The sequence below is a fragment of the Natronorubrum daqingense genome (assembly GCF_001971705.1).
Taxonomy (GTDB): Archaea; Halobacteriota; Halobacteria; order Halobacteriales; family Natrialbaceae; genus Natronorubrum; species Natronorubrum daqingense.
The window spans coordinates 658,869-679,401 of record NZ_CP019327.1 but is presented as its reverse complement, the minus strand read 5'-3'; the positions used below and the strand labels follow the sequence as shown (position 1 = coordinate 679,401).

The 20,533-nt window shown below is 61.4% G+C and carries 21 protein-coding genes and 1 other RNA gene; 14 read left to right on the top strand and 8 right to left on the bottom strand.

The window, feature by feature from the left end; all coding sequences use genetic code 11:
- Positions 1-131: 131 nt before the first annotated feature.
- The gene (locus BB347_RS03290) at positions 132-368 is read left to right on the top strand and encodes a hypothetical protein (protein ID WP_076578421.1); all 237 of its coding nucleotides are present in this window, start codon (positions 132-134) and stop codon (positions 366-368) included.
- Positions 369-555: 187 nt separating this feature from the next.
- On the opposite strand, the gene BB347_RS03285 is transcribed toward BB347_RS03290, so the two are convergent.
- Positions 556-774, bottom strand: a complete 219-nt coding sequence (locus BB347_RS03285) for a hypothetical protein (protein ID WP_236995984.1) — start codon at positions 772-774, stop codon at positions 556-558.
- 274 nt (positions 775-1,048) lie between these two features.
- On the opposite strand from BB347_RS03285, the gene BB347_RS03280 reads away from it, so the two are divergent.
- The 4 genes from BB347_RS03280 to BB347_RS03265 all read left to right on the top strand — a co-directional run bounded on the left by BB347_RS03280 (position 1,049) and on the right by BB347_RS03265 (position 4,815).
- On the top strand, positions 1,049-2,731 hold the full coding sequence (locus BB347_RS03280) for a potassium channel family protein (RefSeq protein ID WP_076578425.1): 1,683 nt from the start codon (positions 1,049-1,051) through the stop codon (positions 2,729-2,731).
- A gap of 54 nt (positions 2,732-2,785) precedes the next feature.
- A complete protein-coding gene (locus BB347_RS03275) occupies positions 2,786-3,487 on the top strand; it encodes a DUF2270 domain-containing protein (RefSeq protein ID WP_076578427.1) in 702 nt (233 codons plus the stop codon).
- Between the two features lie 96 nt (positions 3,488-3,583).
- Positions 3,584-3,895: signal recognition particle sRNA (gene ffs, locus BB347_RS03270), an RNA gene on the top strand.
- A gap of 125 nt (positions 3,896-4,020) precedes the next feature.
- Positions 4,021-4,815, top strand: coding sequence for a LolA family protein (locus BB347_RS03265; protein ID WP_076578429.1), 795 nt, complete (start codon positions 4,021-4,023; stop codon positions 4,813-4,815).
- A 198-nt stretch (positions 4,816-5,013) separates the two neighbouring features.
- Here the strand turns inward: BB347_RS03265 and BB347_RS03260 are convergent, their stop codons facing one another.
- Together BB347_RS03260 and BB347_RS03255 are read right to left on the bottom strand one after the other, a co-directional pair.
- The gene (locus tag BB347_RS03260; protein ID WP_076578431.1) at positions 5,014-5,262 is read right to left on the bottom strand and encodes a YhbY family RNA-binding protein; all 249 of its coding nucleotides are present in this window, start codon (positions 5,260-5,262) and stop codon (positions 5,014-5,016) included.
- An 89-nt stretch (positions 5,263-5,351) separates the two neighbouring features.
- Positions 5,352-5,630: a ribonuclease P protein component 4 gene (locus tag BB347_RS03255; protein ID WP_076578433.1), complete on the bottom strand. Its 279-nt coding sequence runs from the start codon at positions 5,628-5,630 to the stop codon at positions 5,352-5,354.
- 224 nt (positions 5,631-5,854) lie between these two features.
- Here BB347_RS03255 and BB347_RS03250 point away from each other — a divergent pair, with 224 nt between their 5' ends.
- The 4 genes from BB347_RS03250 (at position 5,855) to BB347_RS03235 (ending at position 11,347) form a co-directional block, all read left to right on the top strand.
- A complete protein-coding gene (locus BB347_RS03250; protein ID WP_076578435.1) occupies positions 5,855-7,741 on the top strand; it encodes an ABC transporter substrate-binding protein in 1,887 nt (628 codons plus the stop codon).
- On the top strand, positions 7,741-8,565 hold the full coding sequence (locus BB347_RS03245; protein WP_076578438.1) for a phosphatase PAP2 family protein: 825 nt from the start codon (positions 7,741-7,743) through the stop codon (positions 8,563-8,565). The genes BB347_RS03250 and BB347_RS03245 overlap by 1 nt, the downstream gene beginning before the upstream one ends.
- A gap of 143 nt (positions 8,566-8,708) precedes the next feature.
- Positions 8,709-10,490: an ABC transporter substrate-binding protein gene (locus BB347_RS03240; RefSeq protein WP_139326952.1), complete on the top strand. Its 1,782-nt coding sequence runs from the start codon at positions 8,709-8,711 to the stop codon at positions 10,488-10,490.
- A complete protein-coding gene (locus BB347_RS03235; protein ID WP_076578442.1) occupies positions 10,490-11,347 on the top strand; it encodes a phosphatase PAP2 family protein in 858 nt (285 codons plus the stop codon). The genes BB347_RS03240 and BB347_RS03235 overlap by 1 nt, the downstream gene beginning before the upstream one ends.
- A gap of 107 nt (positions 11,348-11,454) precedes the next feature.
- On the opposite strand, the gene BB347_RS03230 is transcribed toward BB347_RS03235, so the two are convergent.
- Positions 11,455-11,883, bottom strand: a complete 429-nt coding sequence (locus tag BB347_RS03230) for a hypothetical protein (RefSeq protein WP_211137171.1) — start codon at positions 11,881-11,883, stop codon at positions 11,455-11,457.
- 151 nt (positions 11,884-12,034) lie between these two features.
- Between BB347_RS03230 and fen the strand changes: the two genes are divergently transcribed.
- The gene (gene fen / locus BB347_RS03225) at positions 12,035-13,012 is read left to right on the top strand and encodes a flap endonuclease-1 (protein ID WP_076578444.1); all 978 of its coding nucleotides are present in this window, start codon (positions 12,035-12,037) and stop codon (positions 13,010-13,012) included.
- Positions 13,013-13,126: 114 nt separating this feature from the next.
- On the opposite strand, the gene BB347_RS03220 is transcribed toward fen, so the two are convergent.
- From BB347_RS03220 to mvaD, 3 genes are all read right to left on the bottom strand, one after another.
- Positions 13,127-14,221, bottom strand: coding sequence for a carbon-nitrogen hydrolase family protein (locus BB347_RS03220; protein WP_076578446.1), 1,095 nt, complete (start codon positions 14,219-14,221; stop codon positions 13,127-13,129).
- Between the two features lie 84 nt (positions 14,222-14,305).
- On the bottom strand, positions 14,306-15,322 hold the full coding sequence (locus tag BB347_RS03215) for a hypothetical protein (RefSeq protein ID WP_076578448.1): 1,017 nt from the start codon (positions 15,320-15,322) through the stop codon (positions 14,306-14,308).
- Positions 15,323-15,555: 233 nt separating this feature from the next.
- Entirely contained in the window at positions 15,556-16,539 is a 984-nt protein-coding gene (gene mvaD / locus BB347_RS03210) for a phosphomevalonate decarboxylase MvaD (protein ID WP_076578450.1), read from the bottom strand.
- Between the two features lie 227 nt (positions 16,540-16,766).
- On the opposite strand from mvaD, the gene nth reads away from it, so the two are divergent.
- The 3 genes from nth (at position 16,767) to BB347_RS03195 (ending at position 18,816) form a co-directional block, all read left to right on the top strand.
- Complete coding sequence (gene nth / locus BB347_RS03205; RefSeq protein ID WP_076578452.1) at positions 16,767-17,450, top strand: endonuclease III; 684 nt, start codon at positions 16,767-16,769, stop codon at positions 17,448-17,450.
- A gap of 133 nt (positions 17,451-17,583) precedes the next feature.
- Positions 17,584-17,826 carry a hypothetical protein gene (locus tag BB347_RS03200; RefSeq protein ID WP_076578454.1) on the top strand — a complete coding sequence of 81 codons (243 nt, stop codon included), beginning with the start codon at positions 17,584-17,586 and terminating at the stop codon, positions 17,824-17,826.
- 237 nt (positions 17,827-18,063) lie between these two features.
- The gene (locus BB347_RS03195) at positions 18,064-18,816 is read left to right on the top strand and encodes a DUF2797 domain-containing protein (protein WP_076578457.1); all 753 of its coding nucleotides are present in this window, start codon (positions 18,064-18,066) and stop codon (positions 18,814-18,816) included.
- Positions 18,817-19,179: 363 nt separating this feature from the next.
- Here the strand turns inward: BB347_RS03195 and BB347_RS03190 are convergent, their stop codons facing one another.
- Positions 19,180-19,818, bottom strand: coding sequence for a GNAT family N-acetyltransferase (locus tag BB347_RS03190; RefSeq protein WP_076578460.1), 639 nt, complete (start codon positions 19,816-19,818; stop codon positions 19,180-19,182).
- Positions 19,819-19,960: 142 nt separating this feature from the next.
- On the opposite strand from BB347_RS03190, the gene BB347_RS03185 reads away from it, so the two are divergent.
- Positions 19,961-20,515 carry a hypothetical protein gene (locus tag BB347_RS03185; protein ID WP_076578462.1) on the top strand — a complete coding sequence of 185 codons (555 nt, stop codon included), beginning with the start codon at positions 19,961-19,963 and terminating at the stop codon, positions 20,513-20,515.
- The last annotated feature ends 18 nt before the right edge of the window (positions 20,516-20,533 follow it).

The following is a 20,533-nucleotide window of genomic DNA, read 5'->3' as shown; positions in this document are numbered from 1 at the left end:
CGGTAGAACGTCTCAACCTCGATAGTGATTCGAGTCACCGGTCGGTCGGTAGCGTTTCATCGCACGAGACCGTTCACACGGCTGACTACCCGGGCACAAAGGCGATATCGTCTCGCCGCGAGGTGTGATATATGGGATCGCCAACCGAACAACTATGGGTCAGTCCGCGGGTCAAACGCGAACTCGAGGTCCGAAAGCGACACGGCGAGTGCGATAACGACGTACTCGAGCGACTGCTCGCCGAGACGACGGCCGGCAAGTTCGGAGACGGGTTCGGGCGGTGGCCGGCTGATCACGCCGAGTACGTTCGTGCGGGGCGAGAGACGATGGACGCGAAACGACTGCGGTGGGAACGCGAGAGCAGGTGAACGGTAGTCCGCGCGATCGGGGTTACGTGGACGTGATACGTGAAGCGACGAACCATACGACCCATATTCGCGTAAGGAACTCGTCGGTCTGTGTCTACCCCCGGCTATCGATGGCTCACTCCGTGGTTAGGCTTTTCACAAAAACGATAGCGTTCTTGCTCGAGAAGACTCGAGTAACTGTGGTTGATCAATCCGATGGTCGCGGAATCGCCGCGCCGCCTGCCTCCGACGGATCGCTCTCGGTCGGAGCCTCCACCCGCCGGAAATCGCCGTCTCCGCAGGTGCATTCCTCGGAGACGCCGATGGGTCTGATCGTCCCGTCGGGCTGTTGCTCGGAGACGAACACCGATTCACAGGAACGACACACTGCAACGATCCTCGTCACCGGTTCTGATTGACTCATCATCGAAGATAACGCGACGGATAGGGATCATCATTGTTCCAATGTGTGTTGGCTCCTCCGGCTGAATCGCCACGTGTTCACCACCCATGTTCGGACGATGCCAGTCCGCTCGAACCCCGTCCCGGCCTCCGCCGAAACCTCGGCCTCGTTACCTCGTGTTCGATGCGTGCCTTGCACAGGCCCCACCAAGAACGATACTCTGGGGGCGCGTACACGGGGTGGATCTCATGGCCGGTACTGTGCCCACGAACGGCGACGAACGGGTCGACGAGCGTCGATGCGGACCAGCCGACACAGAGCAGTGACGGGGTTGAGCTACCGACTCGTCGTTTACGCCGGTTCGTTCGTCGTGCTCACAGTCATCTACGCGATCGGATACCAGTGGGGAATGGCGACGCTCGAGGGCGAAAGTCGGTCGTGGTATCACGCACTCGAGGTGGTCATCCAGTCCATGACGACGACGGGGTACGGACAGGACGCACCGTGGGAAACGCTCGAAATGACGGCGTTCATGGTCCTTATTCAGTCGACCGGAATTGCCTACATCTTCGTGGCGGTACCCTTGTTCTTCGTGCCGTGGCTCCAGACGCTCGTCGAACCGACGCCACCGTCGGACGTCGCGGAACTCGACGGCCACGTCGTCGTGGTCGGATACACGCCACTCTGTGAGTCACTCGTCGACGAACTCCGGACGAGCGGGACCGACTACGTCGTCCTCGAGGGCGACGAAGAGCGCGCCCAGTCGCTCCACGAGGACGGCCTCGTCGTCCTCCACGGTGATCCGGCGTCGGCAGCGGCCCTCGAGGACGCACAGGTCGACGATGCGTTAGCGGTCGTCGTCGACGCCTCGGAGACCGAACACATCAGCTCGGTCATCGAACTCTGCCGTCGCGACGAGGAGCCGCGGGTGCTCGCGCTCGTCGTCGATCCCGGGGATTCTCGGTACTTGCGCTACGCCGGGGCCGAGGAAGTGCTCTCACCAAAACACCGGCTCGGAAAAGCACTCGGTGACAAAGTCAGACCGGTCGTCGACATCGAACTCGAGGACGCCGCTGAAACCTCCGCTACGTCGACTACCGAGTTCGACGATGACCTTCGCCTGCGTGAATTCCCACTCGACGATACTAGCGAGTTCTACGGGGAACCACTCTCGAACTGCGGACGTCTCGAGTCCGTCGGCGTGACGATCCTCGGCGCGTGGGTGCGCGGCGACTTCCTTCGGTCCCTGCCGGCCGACGTGCACGTCGACGAGAACACGACTCTACTGATCGCCGGGACGCCGGACACGCTCGAGTCCGTTACCGACGAATCCGATCTACGCGGGTCGTCGTACCGACCGCAGCGCGAACCGGTCGTCGTCGCGGGAACCGGGACAGTCGGCGCGTCGGTCATCGGCACGCTCGCGCGTTCCGGTATCGACACCACCGTTCTCGATATCCACGACGACGAAATCGTCGACGTCGTCGGCGACGCGACGACGGAAGACGGACTGCTCGAAGCGGGCGTCCCCGGCGCCGGAACGTTGATTCTCGCGCTCGGTGACGATCTCACGACGCTTCTCGCGACGTTGGTCGCCCGCGAACTCAACCCAGACCTCGAGATTCTCGCGGCCGTTACCCGAACGGGAAACGTCGTCCGGCTCCGCGATGCTGGTGCGAACTACACGCTCGGCCTGTCGAACGTCGCCGGTCGTATGCTCGCGCTTCGAATCTTCGAGTACGAGACGATGACGTTCAGCGACCAACTTCAGATCCGAACCGTCGAGATTACTGCGTCACTCGACGAGTCACTCGAGGGCGATACGATCGGACAACAGACCGGCTGCGTCGTGATTGCACTCGAGCGCGACGGCGGCCTGCGTCCGACGCGCGAGGGGGAGTCGTTCACGCCACCCGATCGCCTCGTCGTCGCTGGGACCGAAGAGGAGATCGAACGGCTTCGAAAGCGAGTGGGAAGCTAACCCCTGGCACGTCCCAGTAAAAGCGTGTTGTGTGTGGATATCGAACAAGTAGGTATGGCCGACGGGGAAGCCGACTTCGATCCCGAAGAACCCGAGGAGAAAGAGATCGGTCGCGAAATGGTCGACGAAAGCACCGGCCTCGGCTCGGTCGCTGCTCACCTCTATCGAGGCGAGATGGAACGAACGGTCGAGTGGCGCAGTCGCCTCGATACGACGACGAACTGGGCGGTGACGGTGATGTCGGCCATCGTCGCGTACGCCTTCTCCGGCGAGGTCTCACACGCGGTCATCCTCGCTGGACTCATCATGGGAACCGTCTTTTTGTTCATCGAGGCGCGTCGGTTCCGCGATTACGATATCTGGCGCTCGCGCGTCAGAGTCCTCCAGGAGAACCTCTTCGCGAACGCGCTCGATCCCTCCGAGGGAATCGAACGGGACGCGTGGCGCAAGGAACTGAGTGAAGACTATCGCGACCCCGAGAGCAAAATCAGCTACCGTGGTGCGTTTAGCCACCGGCTTCGACGGGTCTATCTCCCGTTGATGACGGCGATGTTACTCGGCTGGATCTTTCACATCTGGTCGTTCAACCCCGACGAACCGTTCCTCGAGAGCGCAGCCTTGCCCGGTGTCGAGGGTACTACCGTCGTCGCCGCCGTCGCCGTTTACTACGTCGCGTTGCTGGTGTTGGCCATCCCGCTCTCCTCGAAAGAACGCGGCGAATCCGGCAGCGCGGAACACGGCGACCTCGAGGAGTGAACTCGGGCGCATCTTCTCCGTTCGAGGGGCGCGTATCCCGACGCCCGCTTGGATATTCGGGGAGCGAAAGACCCTTACGTCCCACTCGTCTACGTACGGGTGGATAGGTCGGGCAGTTTGGCCCTGCTCGTTACCCGCGCTATGGTCATTAGCGGGGACCGAACACCGCGGGCGTCCGGTCAGACCGGCCGGGGCCTCGGGAGCCAACAGAGAAGCCTCGTCCGTCGGGGACAGCGGTCCACGGTGGCCGTCCGCAGGGACGTCCCAGCGTGGTTAGCCGGCGACAGCCCATCAGGCGCGGAAGCGAGCAGTGGACCGCCGGACACCTGTCGCTCGACGGGTTGCGGGGTGGAGAAGGCAACCGGGATTCCCCCGGCCGGAACGCCGGGCAATCGCGGCCTCCACATTCATACCGTATTCACCCTTCCTAGCGACGGAGCCCGTCGAATCAGTGGGGTATCCCGTCGTTGAATTTTTCGTGAGCCCGACAGCAATGAAAACACTTAGGGCGTTTCTGTCGGTCCACTCACCCAATGGCGTCTCGTCGAGTCGCGGCCACTGTCTGTGTACTCACCCTCACACTCACGCTGAGTGGGTGCGTTGCACTCGAGTCGATCTCGTCTCAGGAATCGGACGACCCAGCACCCGAGGACGTCTTCGAGGGCGCGTTCGTCCACAGCGACGACCTCGAGGATGTCGAAGGCACCCTTACGACGACGGTAACCGACGGGAACGAGACGATCGAAGAGCGCGAGGAACGCGCCGAGCGGCCGTACGTCGAACAGCGAAGCGAAACCCTCGAGTCGACGGACGACGATCGCGAGGGTGAGGTCTACGTCTCGAACGAGTCGATGTCGTGGTGGTACGACTCGAACGCGCAAGCGGCGACGTACTTCGAAAGTGACGACCCCTTCGACAGCGACGAGGTGCGCGCGGACCGCGCTGAGATGGCCGACGAACAACGCGACCTGTACGACCTCGAGTACCAGGGGACGGAGACGATTGCGGATCGAGAGGCGCACGTCCTCGACGTCGAAGCGAAAGACGAGGCCGTCGAAGAAGGACTCTCGATTCTGGTCGGTGATACCGAGTACGTCTACGCCCTCGAGACGGTCGATCCCGATGACGAACTCGACGTCGTCGAACAGACCATCTGGATCGACACCGAGTACGCGTTCCCGCTCAAAGAGCACCTGGTCGTCGACGACCCCGACGACGACCGCCACGAACTCACCGAACGGTACGAAACGGTCTCGTTCAATCAGGATCTCGGCGACGAGACGTTCGACTTCGAGCCGCCGGCGAATACGACAGTCACAGCCTCATAATTCGGAGTGGTTAGAAGGGTACGACAGCACACTTCTCGCCCAAACGGACGGACGGTCGACGGCGTTCGGGTACAACTCCTCGAGTAGTTTGAGTACGACTCCTCGAGTACGAAGTCGCCCTCGAGTCCGCGTTCTCCGAAGCGCCGCTCGGCCGCGAGGAGTTTCTCCGGTTGCATCGCCGAGCGTGCAGGGGAGGTGTTATCTGGCGATAACGGCGGTGTGTCCGCGGGTGTCGATCAGCGTCGCGTTGACGCGCTCGGCCAGATCGGCTGCCTTTTCCTCGGTCGAACTCCCCGCACGGGCCGCACGGAGGAATTTGACCTTCACGAGCTGTCGGTCTGATAGCTGGTCGTTGAGTTCGTCGACGACTGACTCGAGACCGCTCTTGCCGACCCAGACGGTGACGTCGACGTCGTGCGCTCGTTCTTTGAGCCGTTGTGTATCCATACCCCTGAATAACGACGCGAGCCGTTTCAATCTTCTCGATTGGCTTTTCAAAACTGTGTGGCGCGAATGGCTCTACAGCGCACCCCTCCTCACTCCTCGTAGGGGTACCTGGCGAGAGCCCCGCAGTCACAGGTAATCACGACGTGGCCGTCCTGAAGCCTCACACGCGCGTTCACGCCCGGTCGGAGGTACGAATCGCACCGGTCACACGTGAACCGACGGAACTCTCGTGGCAACTCGAGTCGGTTTCGCTCTGCGACACGGCGTGCGAGACGGACGTACGTTCTGGCCCTGTCGTCTTCGCGGTCCGCTGCCGCTTCTCGAGCCAGTTTGTGGAGTCGCTCGAGCCGTTCGGCAGCGATATCCATACCTCGTCTTTCGGGGGTTCACATATTGATGTTTTCTTCCAGTGATCGCATTTCGGACACAGAACCCAGTTACTGGCGGCCTACATCCTTGCCAACAAATAGCACATTCTCCGTAGTATGTCACAAAACAGCGGCCGATTGAAAACGTTTTTGACCCTTCCCTCTAGTCGAACACAGTACGAAATCTTGTTATATATCAACAGCAAAGAGGTGTAATAGACTGAATGAATCGCACTACAACTGATCCGGTTGACGGCGTCGACCGCCGGTCAGTACTCGCTGCAGGTGCGGCCGGGCTCTCGCTCTCGCTGAGCGGCTGTATGGACAACGTCCGAAGCGTCGTCACCGGCACAACCGACGATCAGCTTTCGCTCTCCATCGCCACGGTCTCGCAGGACGATAACAGGCAGTCCCCTCAGATCGCCCGCCACATTGAAGGGAATCTCGAAGCAGCCGGCATCGACGCCACTATCGATATGCGATCCCAAACGGAGTTTCTGGAAATGGTCCTCATCGAGCAAGATTACGATATGTTCGTAGGCTTGCACCCTGGCGACTTCGATCCCGATTATCTCTTCGAGGCCCTCCACTCCACGTACGCGGACGAACCCGGGTGGCAAAACCCGTACGCGTATTCGACTGGAAGGAACTTCGTCGACGACCTTCTGGAGGATCAGCGCCGGGCGGACGACGAACAAGAGCGACAGGAGATACTCACCGATCTGCTCGAGGAATTCGTCAGTGAAAAACCGTTCGAGCCGATTTGTCGACCCCACGAGTTTCGAATTGGGCGTGGAGACCGATTCGACGGCTGGCACGATGGGCACTTCGCTACCCAGCGGGGGTATCTCGGTCTCGAACCCACCGACAGTAACGACGACAACGAGCTAGAGGCGCTCATAACGGACTCGCGACCGACGCAGAACATCAACCCGCTCATGGCAGAAAACCGTGAACGGGAGACGATTATCGATTTGGTGTACGACTCTCTCGGAACCGTCATCGTCGAGGACGACGAAGACGGCGAGGACGGCGTCGACACCGACGACCACGTCGTCGAATACCGTGTCGAACCCTGGCTCGCCGAATCGTGGGAGTGGATCGACGACGAAGATGGAACGAATACCGCGCACGTCACGCTTCGAGAAGACGTCACGTTCCACACCCTCGAGGAGGACGAGACGGGTGAACCCCTCACCGCCGAGGACGTCGAATTTACCTACCAACTCCTCGAGAACACGACGCTCGGACAGGGCAACACGTCACCAGCACCCCGCTATCAAGGCCACGTGAGCGCGGTCGACGTCGACGGTATCGAGATCGAAAACGAGTACGAACTTCGAATTCCCTTCCACACCAGTACGATGGTCGGCGAGCGGGCGTTTACCGTCCCGATCTTACCGAAGCACATCTGGCTCGAGGACGAACTCGACGAGCGAATCGGATCGAGTGACGACCTCTCGGCACCGAAAGGTGAGTGGGGCCTCGTGACGAGCAGCGCGATCGAACCGGTGGGGAGCGGCCCCTACCAGTTTGCCGATCAATCCGATCAGAATAGCCTCACGCTCGAGCGATTCGACGATCACTTCTCGATCGGGTCGGACGAGGAAGACCTCCTCGAGCCGATCGTCGAAGAACTCACGTTCGTTGCCGATACTGGAAGTGCATCGTCTGTCGAACGAATTGCGAGTGGTGGGTCCGACTTTACCGGAACGATGCTCGAAGCCTACGCGATAGACGACGTTCCCGACGACGATAGTCTCGAAACGATGCCAGCGTCCTCGTGGACGTTTTACCACCTCGGATTCAATGCGGGACGTGTGGATGGACCACCGTTTTACGACCCCCAATTCCGGAGTGCGATCTGCCGACTAGTCGACAAGGAATTTATCGCCGAGGAGTTCTTCTTCGGCTACGCCGATCCAATTGCCGTTCCAGTGACCGACGAGTGGGTTCCAGAGGCGTTCGAGTGGGATGGAGTGGATCCGGAAACACCATTTGCTGGGAGCGACGGTGAAGTGGACGTCAATGGTGCGATTTCTGCATTTGAGTCGATCGATTCAATCGACTATCGATACGATGAAGATGAGGAGATTCTGAGGCGTAATTAATGCTTCAGGAGGTTCTGGTGGGAATGGTACAGATCGTCGGCATTATGCTGGCGATCTCGATTGCGCTCTTTATCAGCCGCGAAGCACTCACAACGACGCTCGCACAGTTGCGATCTCGGTTACAGATCACCGGGCCGGTCCTCGTCGTCTTGGGTATCGCGTTGTTGATAAACCGACTGATGCGTCAAAGCGAGGAAGACGGGATTTTCCCGATGACGCAGGTGATTCGAAGGCTGGAAGGAGACCTCATCTACGTCTTCCAAGATATCGAAACGACGAGGCTGACGATGTACTTCTCCTTCGTGTACGTCTACGGATACGCCTATATACTCATCTTCCCCGCTATCGCTTACTTCGTCCTCTCTAACACGCGAATGTTTCGGCGACTGCTGACAGCTTACACGCTCAATTACCTCATTGGATTGTCAGTGTATCTCCTGGTCGGAGCATACGGGCCCCGTCAGTTCATGTACCCCGAGGAAATGGGTGTGGTCCTGTACGACTTCGGACCCGAATATGCACACGTCACAACGGAGGTCAACCGGAACACGAACGTGTTTCCGTCGCTGCACACGTCTCTGGCCGCGACGGTCGGTATCTTCGCGTTCTACACGCGCTCTGAGTACCCCTACTGGTTCGTCGTCGCGCTCATCCTCTCGATCAGCGTCATCATTTCGACGATGTACCTGGGGATCCACTGGGCGATTGACGTCGTTGCTGGCCTCGCACTCGCCGCATTCTGTGTCTGGGCGTCGGATCAACTCGTCGGGCGGTGGACACTCTCGGATATCGTCGATCGTACTCGAGAGGCCCTCGACCGGTAATTCCGTCCGTTATCGCTGGCTCGGTGCTGACTTCATCCTTCCGACACCAACCGGGCCCAACGCAATACTGTTATACCACGGCCAGCCAACTGTCGTAAACGAACCGAATGAGCAAACGCGGAGGCACACCGGTCGGAGACGAGATGAACGACGATAACGCCGGTGGTTCCTCCACTGGTGGGCTGAGCCGTCGGGCCACGCTTGCGGGCGCAGCAGGCCTCACGGTGGCGACGAGTGGCTGTCTGAGTCAATTCCGGAGCATCGTCAATCGCGACGACATCGATCCGCTTTCCGTGACGATTACGACGCTCCCTGCAGACGGCGACAGAGAGACGATCCGACTCGCTCGAGAAGTGGCAAACGCGCTCGAGGCGGCCGGAATCGAGTCGTCGATCGAGATGCGCTCGAGCGAGGAGTTTTTGCGGGCCGTTTTGATTAACCACGATTTCGACATCTACGTCGGTGAACATCCGGGTGGTACCGACCCGGACTTTCTCTACGAAGCGCTCCACTCACAGTATGCCGACGAATCCGGTTGGCAGAACCCATTCGGCGTGACGAACCTGTTACTCGACGAGTTACTCGAGGAGCAACGTGAGGCCGACGAGGACGAGCGCGAAGAGGCGGTCGAATCGATGCTCGAGGGGTTCGTGGCCGAACAGCCGTTCGTCCCGATCTGTACGCCGACGGAACACCGCCTGGCCAGAGCAGGTCGATACGACGGCTGGACGGACGGTCATCTCGCGACGCGAAGTGGCTATCTCGGAGTCGAACCACTTGCAGACGAGCACAGCGAACACCTCCGAACCGTTCACACGGACGCGCGTCCGTCACAGAACCTCAACCCGTTGACGGTCGAATACCGCTACCGTGACACGATAATGGACCTCGTCTACGACTCCCTCGCGATCGACGCCGTCTCCGGTGACGGCGAACAGACGTTCACGCCGTGGCTCGCCGAGGAGTGGGAGTGGGAAGACGAATCGACGCTCGTCGTTTCCCTCCACACCGACTTGACGTTTCACGACGGCGAATCGCTCACCGCCGAGGACGTCGAGTTCACGTACGAGTTCCTCTCAGATACTGCAAACGGGGACGGTTCTGCACCTGCACCTTCCCCACGGTATCGCGGGGTGGTCAGTGCGATCGACGACGTTGAGGCGACTGACGAACGCACCCTCGAGTTCACGACCGACTCGAACCAGACGGTCGGCGAACGCGCGCTCACGGTTCCGATCCTTCCCGAGCACGTCTGGGCGGACCGCGCTGAGCACGCATCTGTCCGCGGTGTCCGCGTCGCACAGGGGACGACCGATGCGGTCGTCTCGAACAACATTCCGCCGGTCGGCACCGGGCCGTTTCAGTACGCAGATCACACCGACAGAGAACACGTGACGTTCGATCGATTCGACGACCACTTCACGCTGCGCGATGACGTCGACCTCCCCGAACCGACCGTCGAGGAACTCCGCGTACAGATCGATCCGCGGAGTACGTCCGCGATCCAGTTGATCGAAGACGGCGACGCCGACGTCACGAGTTCCGCACTCGAGACGTACGTGGTCAACGACATCGAAGAGACCGACGACGTCCAGTTACTCGAATCGCCGTCGTGGTCGTTCTATCACCTCGGGTTCAACACCCGAAACGCGCCGTTTAGCAACCCGCAGTTCAGACGGGCCGTCGCGCGGTTGATCGATAAGGAGTGGCTGACCGAGGAGGTGTTCGACGGCTACGCCGACCCGATCGCGACGCCGCTTACGGACGAGGAGTGGCTACCTGATGACCTCGAGTGGGACGGCGAGGATCCGGCTATGCCGTTTCTCGGAACGGACGGCGACGTCGACGTCGATGCGTCACGGGCCGCGTTCGAAGACGCCGGCTTCCGATACGGCGAGGACGGAACCCTTCGGGTGAGACACTGATGCTCGCGAACGTCCTGATTCAGCTGGCGCTGGTCGTCACGTTCATGACGCTCGTCTCGATCGCGCTCTTCGTGGGCCGATACCGGCTTCGCGATACGAAAGTCGAGTGGCGAGACCGCCTCCGGGCGGCCGCCCCGGCGACCGTCCTCCTCGCCGCTGTCCTCTCGCTCAACGGACTCTCGAGGCAGTTCGTCCCCGAAATATCGTGGCTGATCGACTGGAACCTGACGTGGGCGATTTACGACATCGAAGGCCAGTTCATCGTCTGGCTACAGTCGCTCGAAACGCCGGCGGTGACGGCGTACTTCTCGTTCATCTACATCTACGGCTACGTCTTCTTGCTCGTGTTCCCGGTCATTGCCTACTTCGCGCTCTCGAATACGCGGCCGCTCCGAGAGCTCCTGACGGCGTACACGCTGAACTACGTTCTCGGGACGGTACTCTACATCCTCATCATCGCCTACGGGCCGCGGAACATGATGCCGGAGCTCGTCGACGCGTTGCTCTACGACACGTACCCGCAGTACCAACACCTCACGCGCCAGGTCAACCGAAACACGAACGTCTTCCCCTCTCTCCACACGTCCCTGGCGGCGACCGTCTCGATCCTCGCGTTCCACACGCGGTCGGTCTACCCGAAGTGGGCTCTCGTCGCTTCGATTCTGGGCCTCTCGGTCGTCATCTCGACGATGTACCTCGGCATTCACTGGGCGATCGACGTCGTCGCGGGCGTCGTCCTCGCGTACGTCTGCGTCGAACTCTCCCGCCTGCTCGTCGGCCGCTGGTCGGTTTACGAGTGGGCCAACGGTCGACTCCCGTCACTCTCGAGCGTTCGGAATCGCGACTCTGACTCGTAGGCTCGAATCTGGCGTCCTGCTGTGTAGCGTTTTAGGAGGTTCTCGAGGACGACACCAGTCACTACGCGATAGAGTATCACACGGAAAGTCGCACCGAGCGGGAGTGGTTAGTTGTCTTCGAGTGCGTCAGCGATCCGCTTGAGGGCGCGGGTCTGGTCGCGCATTTCGTCGCGAAGTTGACGGACCTCTTGGACGAGTTCTTCGTTGCCGACCTCCTCGCTGCGGCCACCGGGGCCACCGGGACCGCCCGGACCGCCGCCCATGCCTGGCGGGCCGCCACCGCCGCCCATCATGCCGCCCATCATCTGGGCGAACGGGTTGCCGCCACCGCCCATCCCGCCTGGGCCGCCACCGCCGCCGCCGAATGGGCTCTCCGGCGGTTCGCCCTCGCCTTCGCCCTCTTCAGCGCGCTTTTCGCGAATCTCTTCGACTCGCTCGCGGAAGGACTTCTCCTCTCCGTCGTCGCTGGCGTCGTTTGGTTGATCCTCGTCGGACATACCCTCGGATTCTCTATCGCCGCGGAAAAGGATTGTCATGTCTTCGATCGCGCGACAGTGTGGGCCCCTGACGGTTCGCGACTCTACTTGTCAGATTTCGTCGACTATCGACCGCGCTCCTCGAGTGGACCTCCAATCGGGCTGACGGGAAGGCAATGATACAAATCCCACACCTCCTAAGGAAAGACCAATGGGAAACGCTGCACTCCGTGACATCGCCGCGATCGAGGAGGTGCCGTTCGACGATATCGAGGGGGTCGTCGCCGTCGACGCCCACAACTGGCTCTATCGGTACCTGACGACGACGGTCAAGTGGACCTCGAGCGAAAAGTACACGACCGCAGACGACACCGAAGTCGCGAATCTCGTCGGGATCGTCCAGGGCCTGCCGAAGTTCTTCGAGCACGACATCACGCCCGTGATGGTCTTCGACGGCGGCCCCTCCGAACTCAAAGAAGACGAAATCGAGTCCCGCCGTGAGCAGCGCGAAACCTACGAGGAACAACTCGAGACCGCTCGCGAGGAAGGCGATCAAGTGGCCATCGCCCAACTCGAGTCCCGGACCCAACGACTGACGCCGACGATCCAAGAGACGAGCCGGAAGCTGCTGGAACTGCTCGACGTGCCGATCGTCGAAGCCCCCGCGGAGGGCGAGGCACAGGCCGCGCACATGGTTCGACGCGGCGACGCCGACTACGTTGGATCGGAGGACTACGACGCCTTGCTCTTTGGCTCGCCGCTGACGCTTCGCCAGCTCACGAGCAAGGGCGACCCCGAACTGATGGATCTCGAGGCGACGCTCGCACACCACGACCTCACCCTCGAGCAACTGATCGACGCGGCCATCCTCATCGGGACGGACTTCAACGAGGGCGTGACGGGAATCGGGCCCAAAACGGCCATCTCGGCCATCACCGAACACGGCGACCTCTGGAGCGTCCTCGAGGCGCGAGACGCCCACGTCGAGTACGGCGACCGCGTCAGGCAGTTGTTTCGCGATCCGAACGTGACCGACGACTACGCGTTCGATCCGTCGCTGGATCCGGACCTCGAGGCGGCTCGAGACTACGTCTGCGAGGAGTGGCAAGTACACGCCGACGAAGTCGATCGCGGCTTCGAACGGATCGAAGAGAGCGTCAGCCAAACTGGACTCGATCGCTGGACCTGAACGACGACGCTGGCAGTGTGTCCGCTTTTGCGTCTTCTCGTCTCTCTGTCCCTCCGCCTTCCGGTCTGCCGGTGTTCCGGTCTTCCGATCTTCCGGTCTTCCGATATTTGCGTTTTACCGCGAGTGAATCGAGTCGACGACCGACTCGACCGTCTCGATCGAGAGGTCGTGTTCCGTCGCGATTTCTTCGATCGCCGCCGGACTCGGGGCTGCGGGGCTGGCGCGGTCGACGCGTGCGTCGTCGGACTCGAGTGGCTCGAGATCGGTATTCCGGACGTTCAGATTCACGGCATCCCAGCGGGTGTAGTGGCCCATCGCGTCGAAGTAGGCCTTCGTCGCACGACGTTCGTCCCGGTCGAACTCGGCGGTGAGCAGCGCTTCCTCGTTCAGAACGGGTCCGGCTTTGACGATTCCGGCGGGGTTGACGAGCATGCTCCCGCCGGCGGCGATGTTGAGGCCGACTTCCTCTGAGACGGAGTCCAGCATCTCGTCGCTGACGTACGCCGAACTCGAGATGACGAACGACTGGGTTTCGAAGGCGTACTGGCGCATCGCGGGGTACTGATCGCACGTCTCGATCGCCTCTCGGTCCGTCGCTTTCGTCTTGTTGCCGGGATGGCCGTGTTGTTCCCAGAAGCCGTGCCAGACGGCGGGGTGGATCTCCTCGCCCATCGCGGCCAGAGCACCCTTGGAGAGCGTCATGTGATTCTCGTAGCAGATGAGTCCGCCCATTCGGCCGATGTCGGTGTCGTGGGTGTCGAGCGTCGACGGATCCCCGCGTCCCCAGATCGCTCGCTCGCCGTGTGTCGGCATGAGTTTCCGGTGGCGACGAACCAACTCGCCCGATCGATCGAAGTAAAACAGCGAGTTGTACAGCGTCTCGCTTCCCGGCCGCTCCGAGAGTTCGTTCGTCCCGAGGACGACGTGGAGGTTCGCTTCGTCGATCGTCTCGCCGATGATCTCGAGTGCGTCGTCTCCGACCGAGAGGCTGTTTTTCTGTAATTCGACCACGAGTTCGCTCCAGCGGCTGATCGAACAACCACGCCAGTAGGGATAGCCCGGGAAGTACGTCTCCGGGAAGACCAGCACGTCGACGTCTCGCGTTCCGGCCCGTTCGATCCACTGGCAGGTCTTCTCGAGCGTGGCCTCCTTGTCGTGGTAGACGGGTTCGACCTGTGCGGCAGCGGCGGTGAACGTCTCTGCGACCATACGTGTTGACTGGTAACGTCTGGCAAAAAGATGCGGATGGAGGCGATGGTCTCCGATTCGGCGCGCTCGAGACTGGGAGTCAGTTCAGGGCTCGTAGTGTTCTCGGTGGACGACCGTCTCCTCGTTGCCGTCAATTGCGAGTACCTCGAGTTGGTCACCATCGGGATCGAACGTCGGGTAGATTATCGAGCCGGCCCACCCGCCGGCCTCCCTGTCCGGACTGTACACTTCGGGCTCGCTGCCGGCAATCGCCGTTTCGGCGCGGACGGCTTCGGCGTCGATTCCCGGCGAGTCGGTCAGCGAGACCGCAACCTGGTGAACCTCGAGGTCGAGTTCGTCGTCGCCTCCAGTCGCGTCGTCTTCCTCGTCCGAGTCGACTCCGGTTTCGCTCTCGTGCTCCCAGTCGACGTCAACGACGATGTCCTCGTCTTCGTCTTCGATCGGTTCGTCGAAGGCCTCCTCGGGGTCGTCGGGCGTCTCGTCTTCTTCACCCTGTACGAGGAGTTGCCACTCACCGTCGTCGGTGGCGAGGATCCAGGTCGCTTCCCCGTCTTCGTCCTCGCCCGCTATCTCGACGACTGCGATGGATTCGCCCTCGAGTTCGGTTTCGAGATCGACATCGCCGAACCAGAACTCGGATCCTTCGAGTGCGTGGATGTCGTCGACGGAGCCGTCTTCCGTCCGAACGTCGGCATCGTATTCTGGCTCCTCACCGTCGCCGCCCTGGAACTCCCAGCCTTCGTCTTCCCACATCGTCGGCTCGAGGGGGTTCAACTCGTGGGAAATCCCGCTAATCGTCTCCGTGTCACCATTTGCAGCGGCCTCGAAGTAGGTATCGACGACTGTGAGCGGATCCGACTCGGTTTCGCTCGAGTCGTCATCGTCGTCGTCACTTGTGCGCTCGGTTCCGTCGTCGTCACCATCGTCGTTTTCGTCGTCACCATCGTCGCCCCCGCCACTGCTGAGCGAGTCGAGACAGCCGGCGATGGCGAGGATACCGGCGACGCTCCCCCCTTGGAGGAGGTGTCTCCGACTGACAGCGGTGGTAGGCGAGCGATCGTCAGCACGTCGGTGCGGGGATAGTATCGGTCGATTCGACATATATACAGAATGACTGGTTCTCGTATTCAATGTGTGGATGGGAAGTTTCGTAGTTTCGTTACAATCGATACTATCGACACACTCCAAACGGAGAACAGCGCGATAGACAACGTGAGCGGAGCAGATAGGACGACCCGTCTCACGACCGTCGACAGAGACGGTTCCCGTCGCACCAAAAACCCACACTCGTGCTCACCGAGACTGTCGCGAGCGAACTCGAGTCGCAGGTACCGTTAGAAGAGGTGTTTCTCTTCGTCGAGGAGTTTTGCGGGGCCACCGACGTCCCAGACGGTGGTGGAGACGCCGCAGTCGGCGACGGCTTCCTCGACTTGGTCGACGTACTCTTCGGTGGTGTTGACGTAGACGCTGGCACCCGTGTCGGTCGAGAAGTAGACGGGGATATCCTCCTCCTCGCGAAGCTCTCGGACGGTGTTTAGAATCGAGAGCGTAGCTGGTTGCCAGTAGACCCAGCCGGATGGACCGGTCATCGTCGTCGCGGCCAGCGAGAGCGAGTCGTGTTCGGCGAGTTCGAAGACGGTGTCGAACTCGTTGTTTCGTAGGCCATCGCGCATCTCGGCGAGCTGGCCGTGGATGTGGGCGTTGCGTGCCTGGAACATGTGGCTGTCTGCGGCCTCGTCGTGGGCATCCTCGGTCTCCTTGTGGTACGGAACGAGCCCGACGACGATTTTGAGGTCTTCGTGAAGATCGGACGGAATACGCCGGGACCGACAGTCTTCGTCGTTGAGTCCCGTGTGAAGCTGGGAGAACGCGCCGGTGACGGCGCGCGAGGCCGAGGCCGATCCGACGCGGGCAATCGTCGAGATTTCTTGTCGCGAGGCGTCGAGTTCCGCCGCTTCGGCGAGCGCCATCGCGGCCGCGGCGAAGCCGGAAGAAGAGGAGCCGAGCCCGACGTTCGACGGGAAACTGTTCTCGCTCTCGAGTCGAACCGGATAGACGGTGTGGGCCGCGTCGGATTTCGAGCGCGCCTTCTCGACGACGGCCTCGACGCGCTCGTAGGCTCTCCCGTCGAGTTCCTCGCCGTCGACGACGAAGGTGTCCTCGTCGTAGTCCATCGAGAACTCGACGGTCGTGCGCGTGTGACTTGGTGCCGTACAGAGGCTGATGCTGTCGTGGTAGGGAAGTCGCTTGACCTCGTCGCGCATCCCGTGATACTTTACCAGCCCCTGAATCGGGTGGGCCATGGCCGTAGCTTTCATACCCTGATAGGTGGAGGACGGCCGCTTAAAGTTCACGGCATCCGATTGATCGATCTCGATTCTCTTCGGAGTAATTCTGTGGGGCACGCAGCCGACCGAGAGCGGTACGTGAGGAGACTCACCAGTGACTTACGAGCCGGTGGCGTGGGCCGGTAACGTGTTCAACCGGTGGTCCCACCGGTCCGAATTCGAACCCCTCAAATGGCTGCTCTCGTAAGAGCGACAGCATGGGAACCCGACTCGAGAGGCGCGAGGAACAGGCCGCTGAGATCGTCGACCGCCTCGAGGAGGCGTATCCGGACTCGACGATCTCGCTTCGGTACTCGAATCGCCTCGAGTTGTTGATCGCGGTGATCCTCTCCGCACAGTGTACGGACGAGCGTGTGAACACGGAGACGGAACACCTCTTCGAGAAGTACGACGGCGCGGCGGAGTACGCGAACGCGCCCCAGGACGAACTCGCCGAAGACCTGAACTCGATTACGTACTACAACTCCAAGGCGGGGTACGTTCGCGACTCCTGTCAGACGATTCTCGAGGAACACGACGGCGAGGTGCCGGACACGATGGAGGAACTGACGGAACTTTCGGGCGTCGGTCGGAAGACGGCGAATGTCGTCTTGCAACACGGCCACGACGTGGTCGAAGGAATCGTCGTCGATACGCACGTGCAGAGACTCTCGAGACGACTCGGGTTGACCGAGGAGGAACGACCCGAAGCAATCGAACAGGAACTGATGGAACTCGTCCCCGAGGGCTACTGGCAGCAGTTCACTCACCTCTGTATCGACCACGGACGAGCGACCTGTACGGCCCGAAACCCCGACTGTAGCGACTGCGTGTTGGCTGACATCTGCCCCTCCGAGAAGGGCGACAGCGACGTCGACCTCGCGTCTGGCGACGACTGGTGACCTCCTGACGTAGCACACGTACGGAGATTTTGATCGGCGACAACGATCATCTGGGGACCACATCTCGACGCGCGAGCGCGATTGCAACCCCAACGCCTTTTTGTCCGTTTCCCGTCTTTTCGAGTGAAGAACTATGTCTGACAATACTGGCGAGACCGGCAAAGACGAGCACGGACGCGACGTCGAATTAACCCACGAAGACACCGACGACGAGGACGAAGAAGAACTCACGGAAGAGGAAATGGAGGCTCGCGAACGCCAGCAAGAAGAACAGCGTCGCCAGGACATCGAACACAAATCCGACGACCGAGAGGACGACGCCCTCGAGCACCAGAACCCGGACAACCATCGCGACGAGGAGCCGTTCAACAGCTAATCGCGCTCGAGCCCTCGCGCGTTCGTCCGCTCGCCGATTTCCCGCGGTTTCGTTCGGCTTTTTTGCCCGTCACTCGGTACTCACGTCTCTCTGGTATCCGCTGGATTCCGTCTCTGCTCGTTCCCGACGCGGTTCTCGTTCGACTTCACGCGACGGGGGTGCCGACGGACAGCAAGGTGTCGACGGACGAGTGGAGAAGGCGAACGGTATTTCTGCCGTCGCTGCGAAGCCACGATCGTGCAACTGGTCGGCTACGAGCCCCGCGGACGCGGCTCTGCAGTGGTGTTCGGTGACGGCGGGAGCGTCGAGCGACGGCCTCTCGAAGCCGGCGAGACGCTCTCGCACTCGCTGGGGGAACGCCACTGCGCCGGCACGATCGACGACGGCGAGCACGTCGCCTGCGACCGTTCTGGAACCCCGTACTGCCAGTACCACACCAGCACGTGGGTCTGTGCCCGGTGTACCGGGACGTGTCTGAAGGACGAGATGGACTGCTACGAAGAACACGCCGTCTACATCGCCGCGTTCGCCCCCGACACGTTCAAAGTCGGCGTTACCAAGAGCCGACGACTCGAGACCCGGCTTCGCGAGCAGGGTGCAGATCGCGGTGCCCACGTCCACACCGTCTCGAACGGCCGGATCGCTCGCGAACTCGAGGCCGAAATCGCGGAGTGGTTGGTCGATCGCGTTCGGACGCCCGCGAAAGTCGAATCTCTCGCGGCTACTGTGGAGGATGGAGCGTGGGAGGACGTGCTCGCAGCGTTCGACATCCTCGAGCGCTTCGAGTTCGACTACGGGCTCGGACTCGAGACCCAGCCCGTGCGCGAGACGCTGCTCTCAGGGACCGTTCGCGGTGTGAAGGGGCGGCTGCTCGTCCTCGAGCACAACGGAACCGAATACGCGGTGGACATGCGAGACCTCGTCGGCTACGAGGTGGATGCTGGGACGACGCGACAGAACCTCCAGTCCTCGCTCGGCTCGTTTGGATGAACGAGTTGGTCGTCCGGTGGGTGCTCGAGTAGTGTTCTCGGTGCGGTTAGCTTGATGAATACGGTGGTGATGAGTACGTCTGCCAGCGATTTCTGGATACTGGAGGGGTTCGTACGTCATTCCTGAACAACGAGTGCGTTCGTTCCTCGATTACTGGACACGGCTGGATAACACGTTCGTTCGTTCCTCAATTACTGGACACGGCTGGATAACGCGTTCGTTCGTTCCTCGATTACTGGACACAGGGATTTCCTCACCCTCCCCAGCCGACTCACTCGCGTCCGCCGGACGCTCGCTCGCCCCTCGCGAGTCGTGGCGCGTCTCGCGAGTGCTCGCCGCGCCACCGCGCGCCAGCGAATCGATTTACCGGCGATCGCCGCGACTGGTATCGTGGCCGCGGGGGGTGTCGTCGGTCTCGAGGCCGGGTGCACCGTCGTGTCGCCGGTCGTCGAGGAACGCGTGTTCGCCCTCGGAGAGTTCTCGGTCTCGAAATTCCTCGAGTCCGACCTGATAGCACTCGTCCCTGTCATCGGTGTCATCGGTGTCGTCGGTGTCTTCGACCGGGTTGGGCGAGGGATACTCGAGGACGAGTTCGGCGATGCCCGTCGTCTCGCCGGTGAATTCGAAGCCACTCCGGTAGAGGGCTTCGTAGGCGAAGGGGTTGTTGACGGCGATCCGAAGCCGTTCGTAGTCTCGCTCGAGGGCGCGTTCGCGGACGAACGAGCAGAGGTTGGGGCCGATACCCTCGCCCCGGTGAGACCGTTCGACGGTGACGTACCGGAGCCAGAGGGTGCTCGAGTCGGTTCGGTCCTCGTTGAACGCGACGGCAGCGACGATGTCGTCGGCTTGCTGGTCGGAATTCGGGTCGTCCCCCTCGGCGTCGGTTCTGGCCACGGCCTTTCCCGTGTTCGACATGACGAACTTGCCGGCGTAGCTAAAGCGCTCGTAATCGAGCCGAAGGGTCGGGCCGTCAACTGGCCAGCCGAGTAGTTCGAACTCCACAGAAACGGGTTTCCACCGTAGCTACTAAGCTTCTGGTGGCCCGGTCGAGTAACTGTGGTTGTCGCTGCAACCATTGTTGTTTGTGCCTGTGGTTGTGGTTGCCGGTCGAACACTTTTGGCGGGGCCCGTGGAAGGCGCGGGTATGAGTACCGAGTCCGATAACGCGGCAGCGTTCGGTATCAGTGGCGCAACCGGCTGGTTGGTCGGCGGCACAGTCGGCGGCGCACTCGGTGCCGCCGCGTTCGGCCTGCTCATGTGGTTGCTCGATCCCGCTATCGTCGAAGTGGCGATCCCCGCCGTCTACGGACTCGAGCCCGTCGGGGTCGTCGGGTGGGGAATGCACATCGTCCACGGAATCGTGCTCGGTCTCATCTTCGGTGTCATCATCACTCGAGAGGCCGTCCTCGGCGTCTTACTGACGGACGTCGAGACCGAAAGCCTCTCTCGAACTGGAGTCATGTTCAGGCTCGTCGGCGCTGGATTCGTCTTTGGGCTTGCCGTCTGGGCGATCCTCCCGTTGCTCGTCCTTCCAGTCTGGGTCGAAACAGCAGGCGTGGGCGGCGAGATCGGCGACTTTCCGACGGACGCCGTCGAAAGTCTCGTCGGCCACCTCGTGTTCGGAACGGTCCTCGGGCTCGTCTTCGCCGCCACCGTCGACCTCTACGGCCGATCTGACGAACGACCGCTCGAGGAGTAACTCGACTCGCGTTTTTCC

Coding starts and splice junctions, on each gene's coding strand:
- BB347_RS03280 (WP_076578425.1), top strand. CDS start 1,049: ATGCGGACCAGCCGACACAGAGCAGTGACGGGGTTGAGCTACCGACTC.
- BB347_RS03290 (WP_076578421.1), top strand. CDS start 132: ATGGGATCGCCAACCGAACAACTATGGGTCAGTCCGCGGGTCAAACGC.
- BB347_RS03260 (WP_076578431.1), bottom strand. CDS start 5,262: ATGGATACACAACGGCTCAAAGAACGAGCGCACGACGTCGACGTCACC.
- BB347_RS03200 (WP_076578454.1), top strand. CDS start 17,584: ATGTCTGACAATACTGGCGAGACCGGCAAAGACGAGCACGGACGCGAC.
- BB347_RS03230 (WP_211137171.1), bottom strand. CDS start 11,883: ATGACAATCCTTTTCCGCGGCGATAGAGAATCCGAGGGTATGTCCGAC.
- BB347_RS03255 (WP_076578433.1), bottom strand. CDS start 5,630: ATGGATATCGCTGCCGAACGGCTCGAGCGACTCCACAAACTGGCTCGA.
- BB347_RS03235 (WP_076578442.1), top strand. CDS start 10,490: ATGCTCGCGAACGTCCTGATTCAGCTGGCGCTGGTCGTCACGTTCATG.
- BB347_RS03185 (WP_076578462.1), top strand. CDS start 19,961: ATGAGTACCGAGTCCGATAACGCGGCAGCGTTCGGTATCAGTGGCGCA.
- BB347_RS03265 (WP_076578429.1), top strand. CDS start 4,021: ATGGCGTCTCGTCGAGTCGCGGCCACTGTCTGTGTACTCACCCTCACA.
- BB347_RS03240 (WP_139326952.1), top strand. CDS start 8,709: ATGAACGACGATAACGCCGGTGGTTCCTCCACTGGTGGGCTGAGCCGT.
- nth (WP_076578452.1), top strand. CDS start 16,767: ATGGGAACCCGACTCGAGAGGCGCGAGGAACAGGCCGCTGAGATCGTC.
- BB347_RS03215 (WP_076578448.1), bottom strand. CDS start 15,322: ATGTCGAATCGACCGATACTATCCCCGCACCGACGTGCTGACGATCGC.
- fen (WP_076578444.1), top strand. CDS start 12,035: ATGGGAAACGCTGCACTCCGTGACATCGCCGCGATCGAGGAGGTGCCG.
- BB347_RS03285 (WP_236995984.1), bottom strand. CDS start 774: ATGATGAGTCAATCAGAACCGGTGACGAGGATCGTTGCAGTGTGTCGT.
- BB347_RS03220 (WP_076578446.1), bottom strand. CDS start 14,221: ATGGTCGCAGAGACGTTCACCGCCGCTGCCGCACAGGTCGAACCCGTC.
- mvaD (WP_076578450.1), bottom strand. CDS start 16,539: ATGAAAGCTACGGCCATGGCCCACCCGATTCAGGGGCTGGTAAAGTAT.
- BB347_RS03275 (WP_076578427.1), top strand. CDS start 2,786: ATGGCCGACGGGGAAGCCGACTTCGATCCCGAAGAACCCGAGGAGAAA.
- BB347_RS03250 (WP_076578435.1), top strand. CDS start 5,855: ATGAATCGCACTACAACTGATCCGGTTGACGGCGTCGACCGCCGGTCA.
- BB347_RS03245 (WP_076578438.1), top strand. CDS start 7,741: ATGCTTCAGGAGGTTCTGGTGGGAATGGTACAGATCGTCGGCATTATG.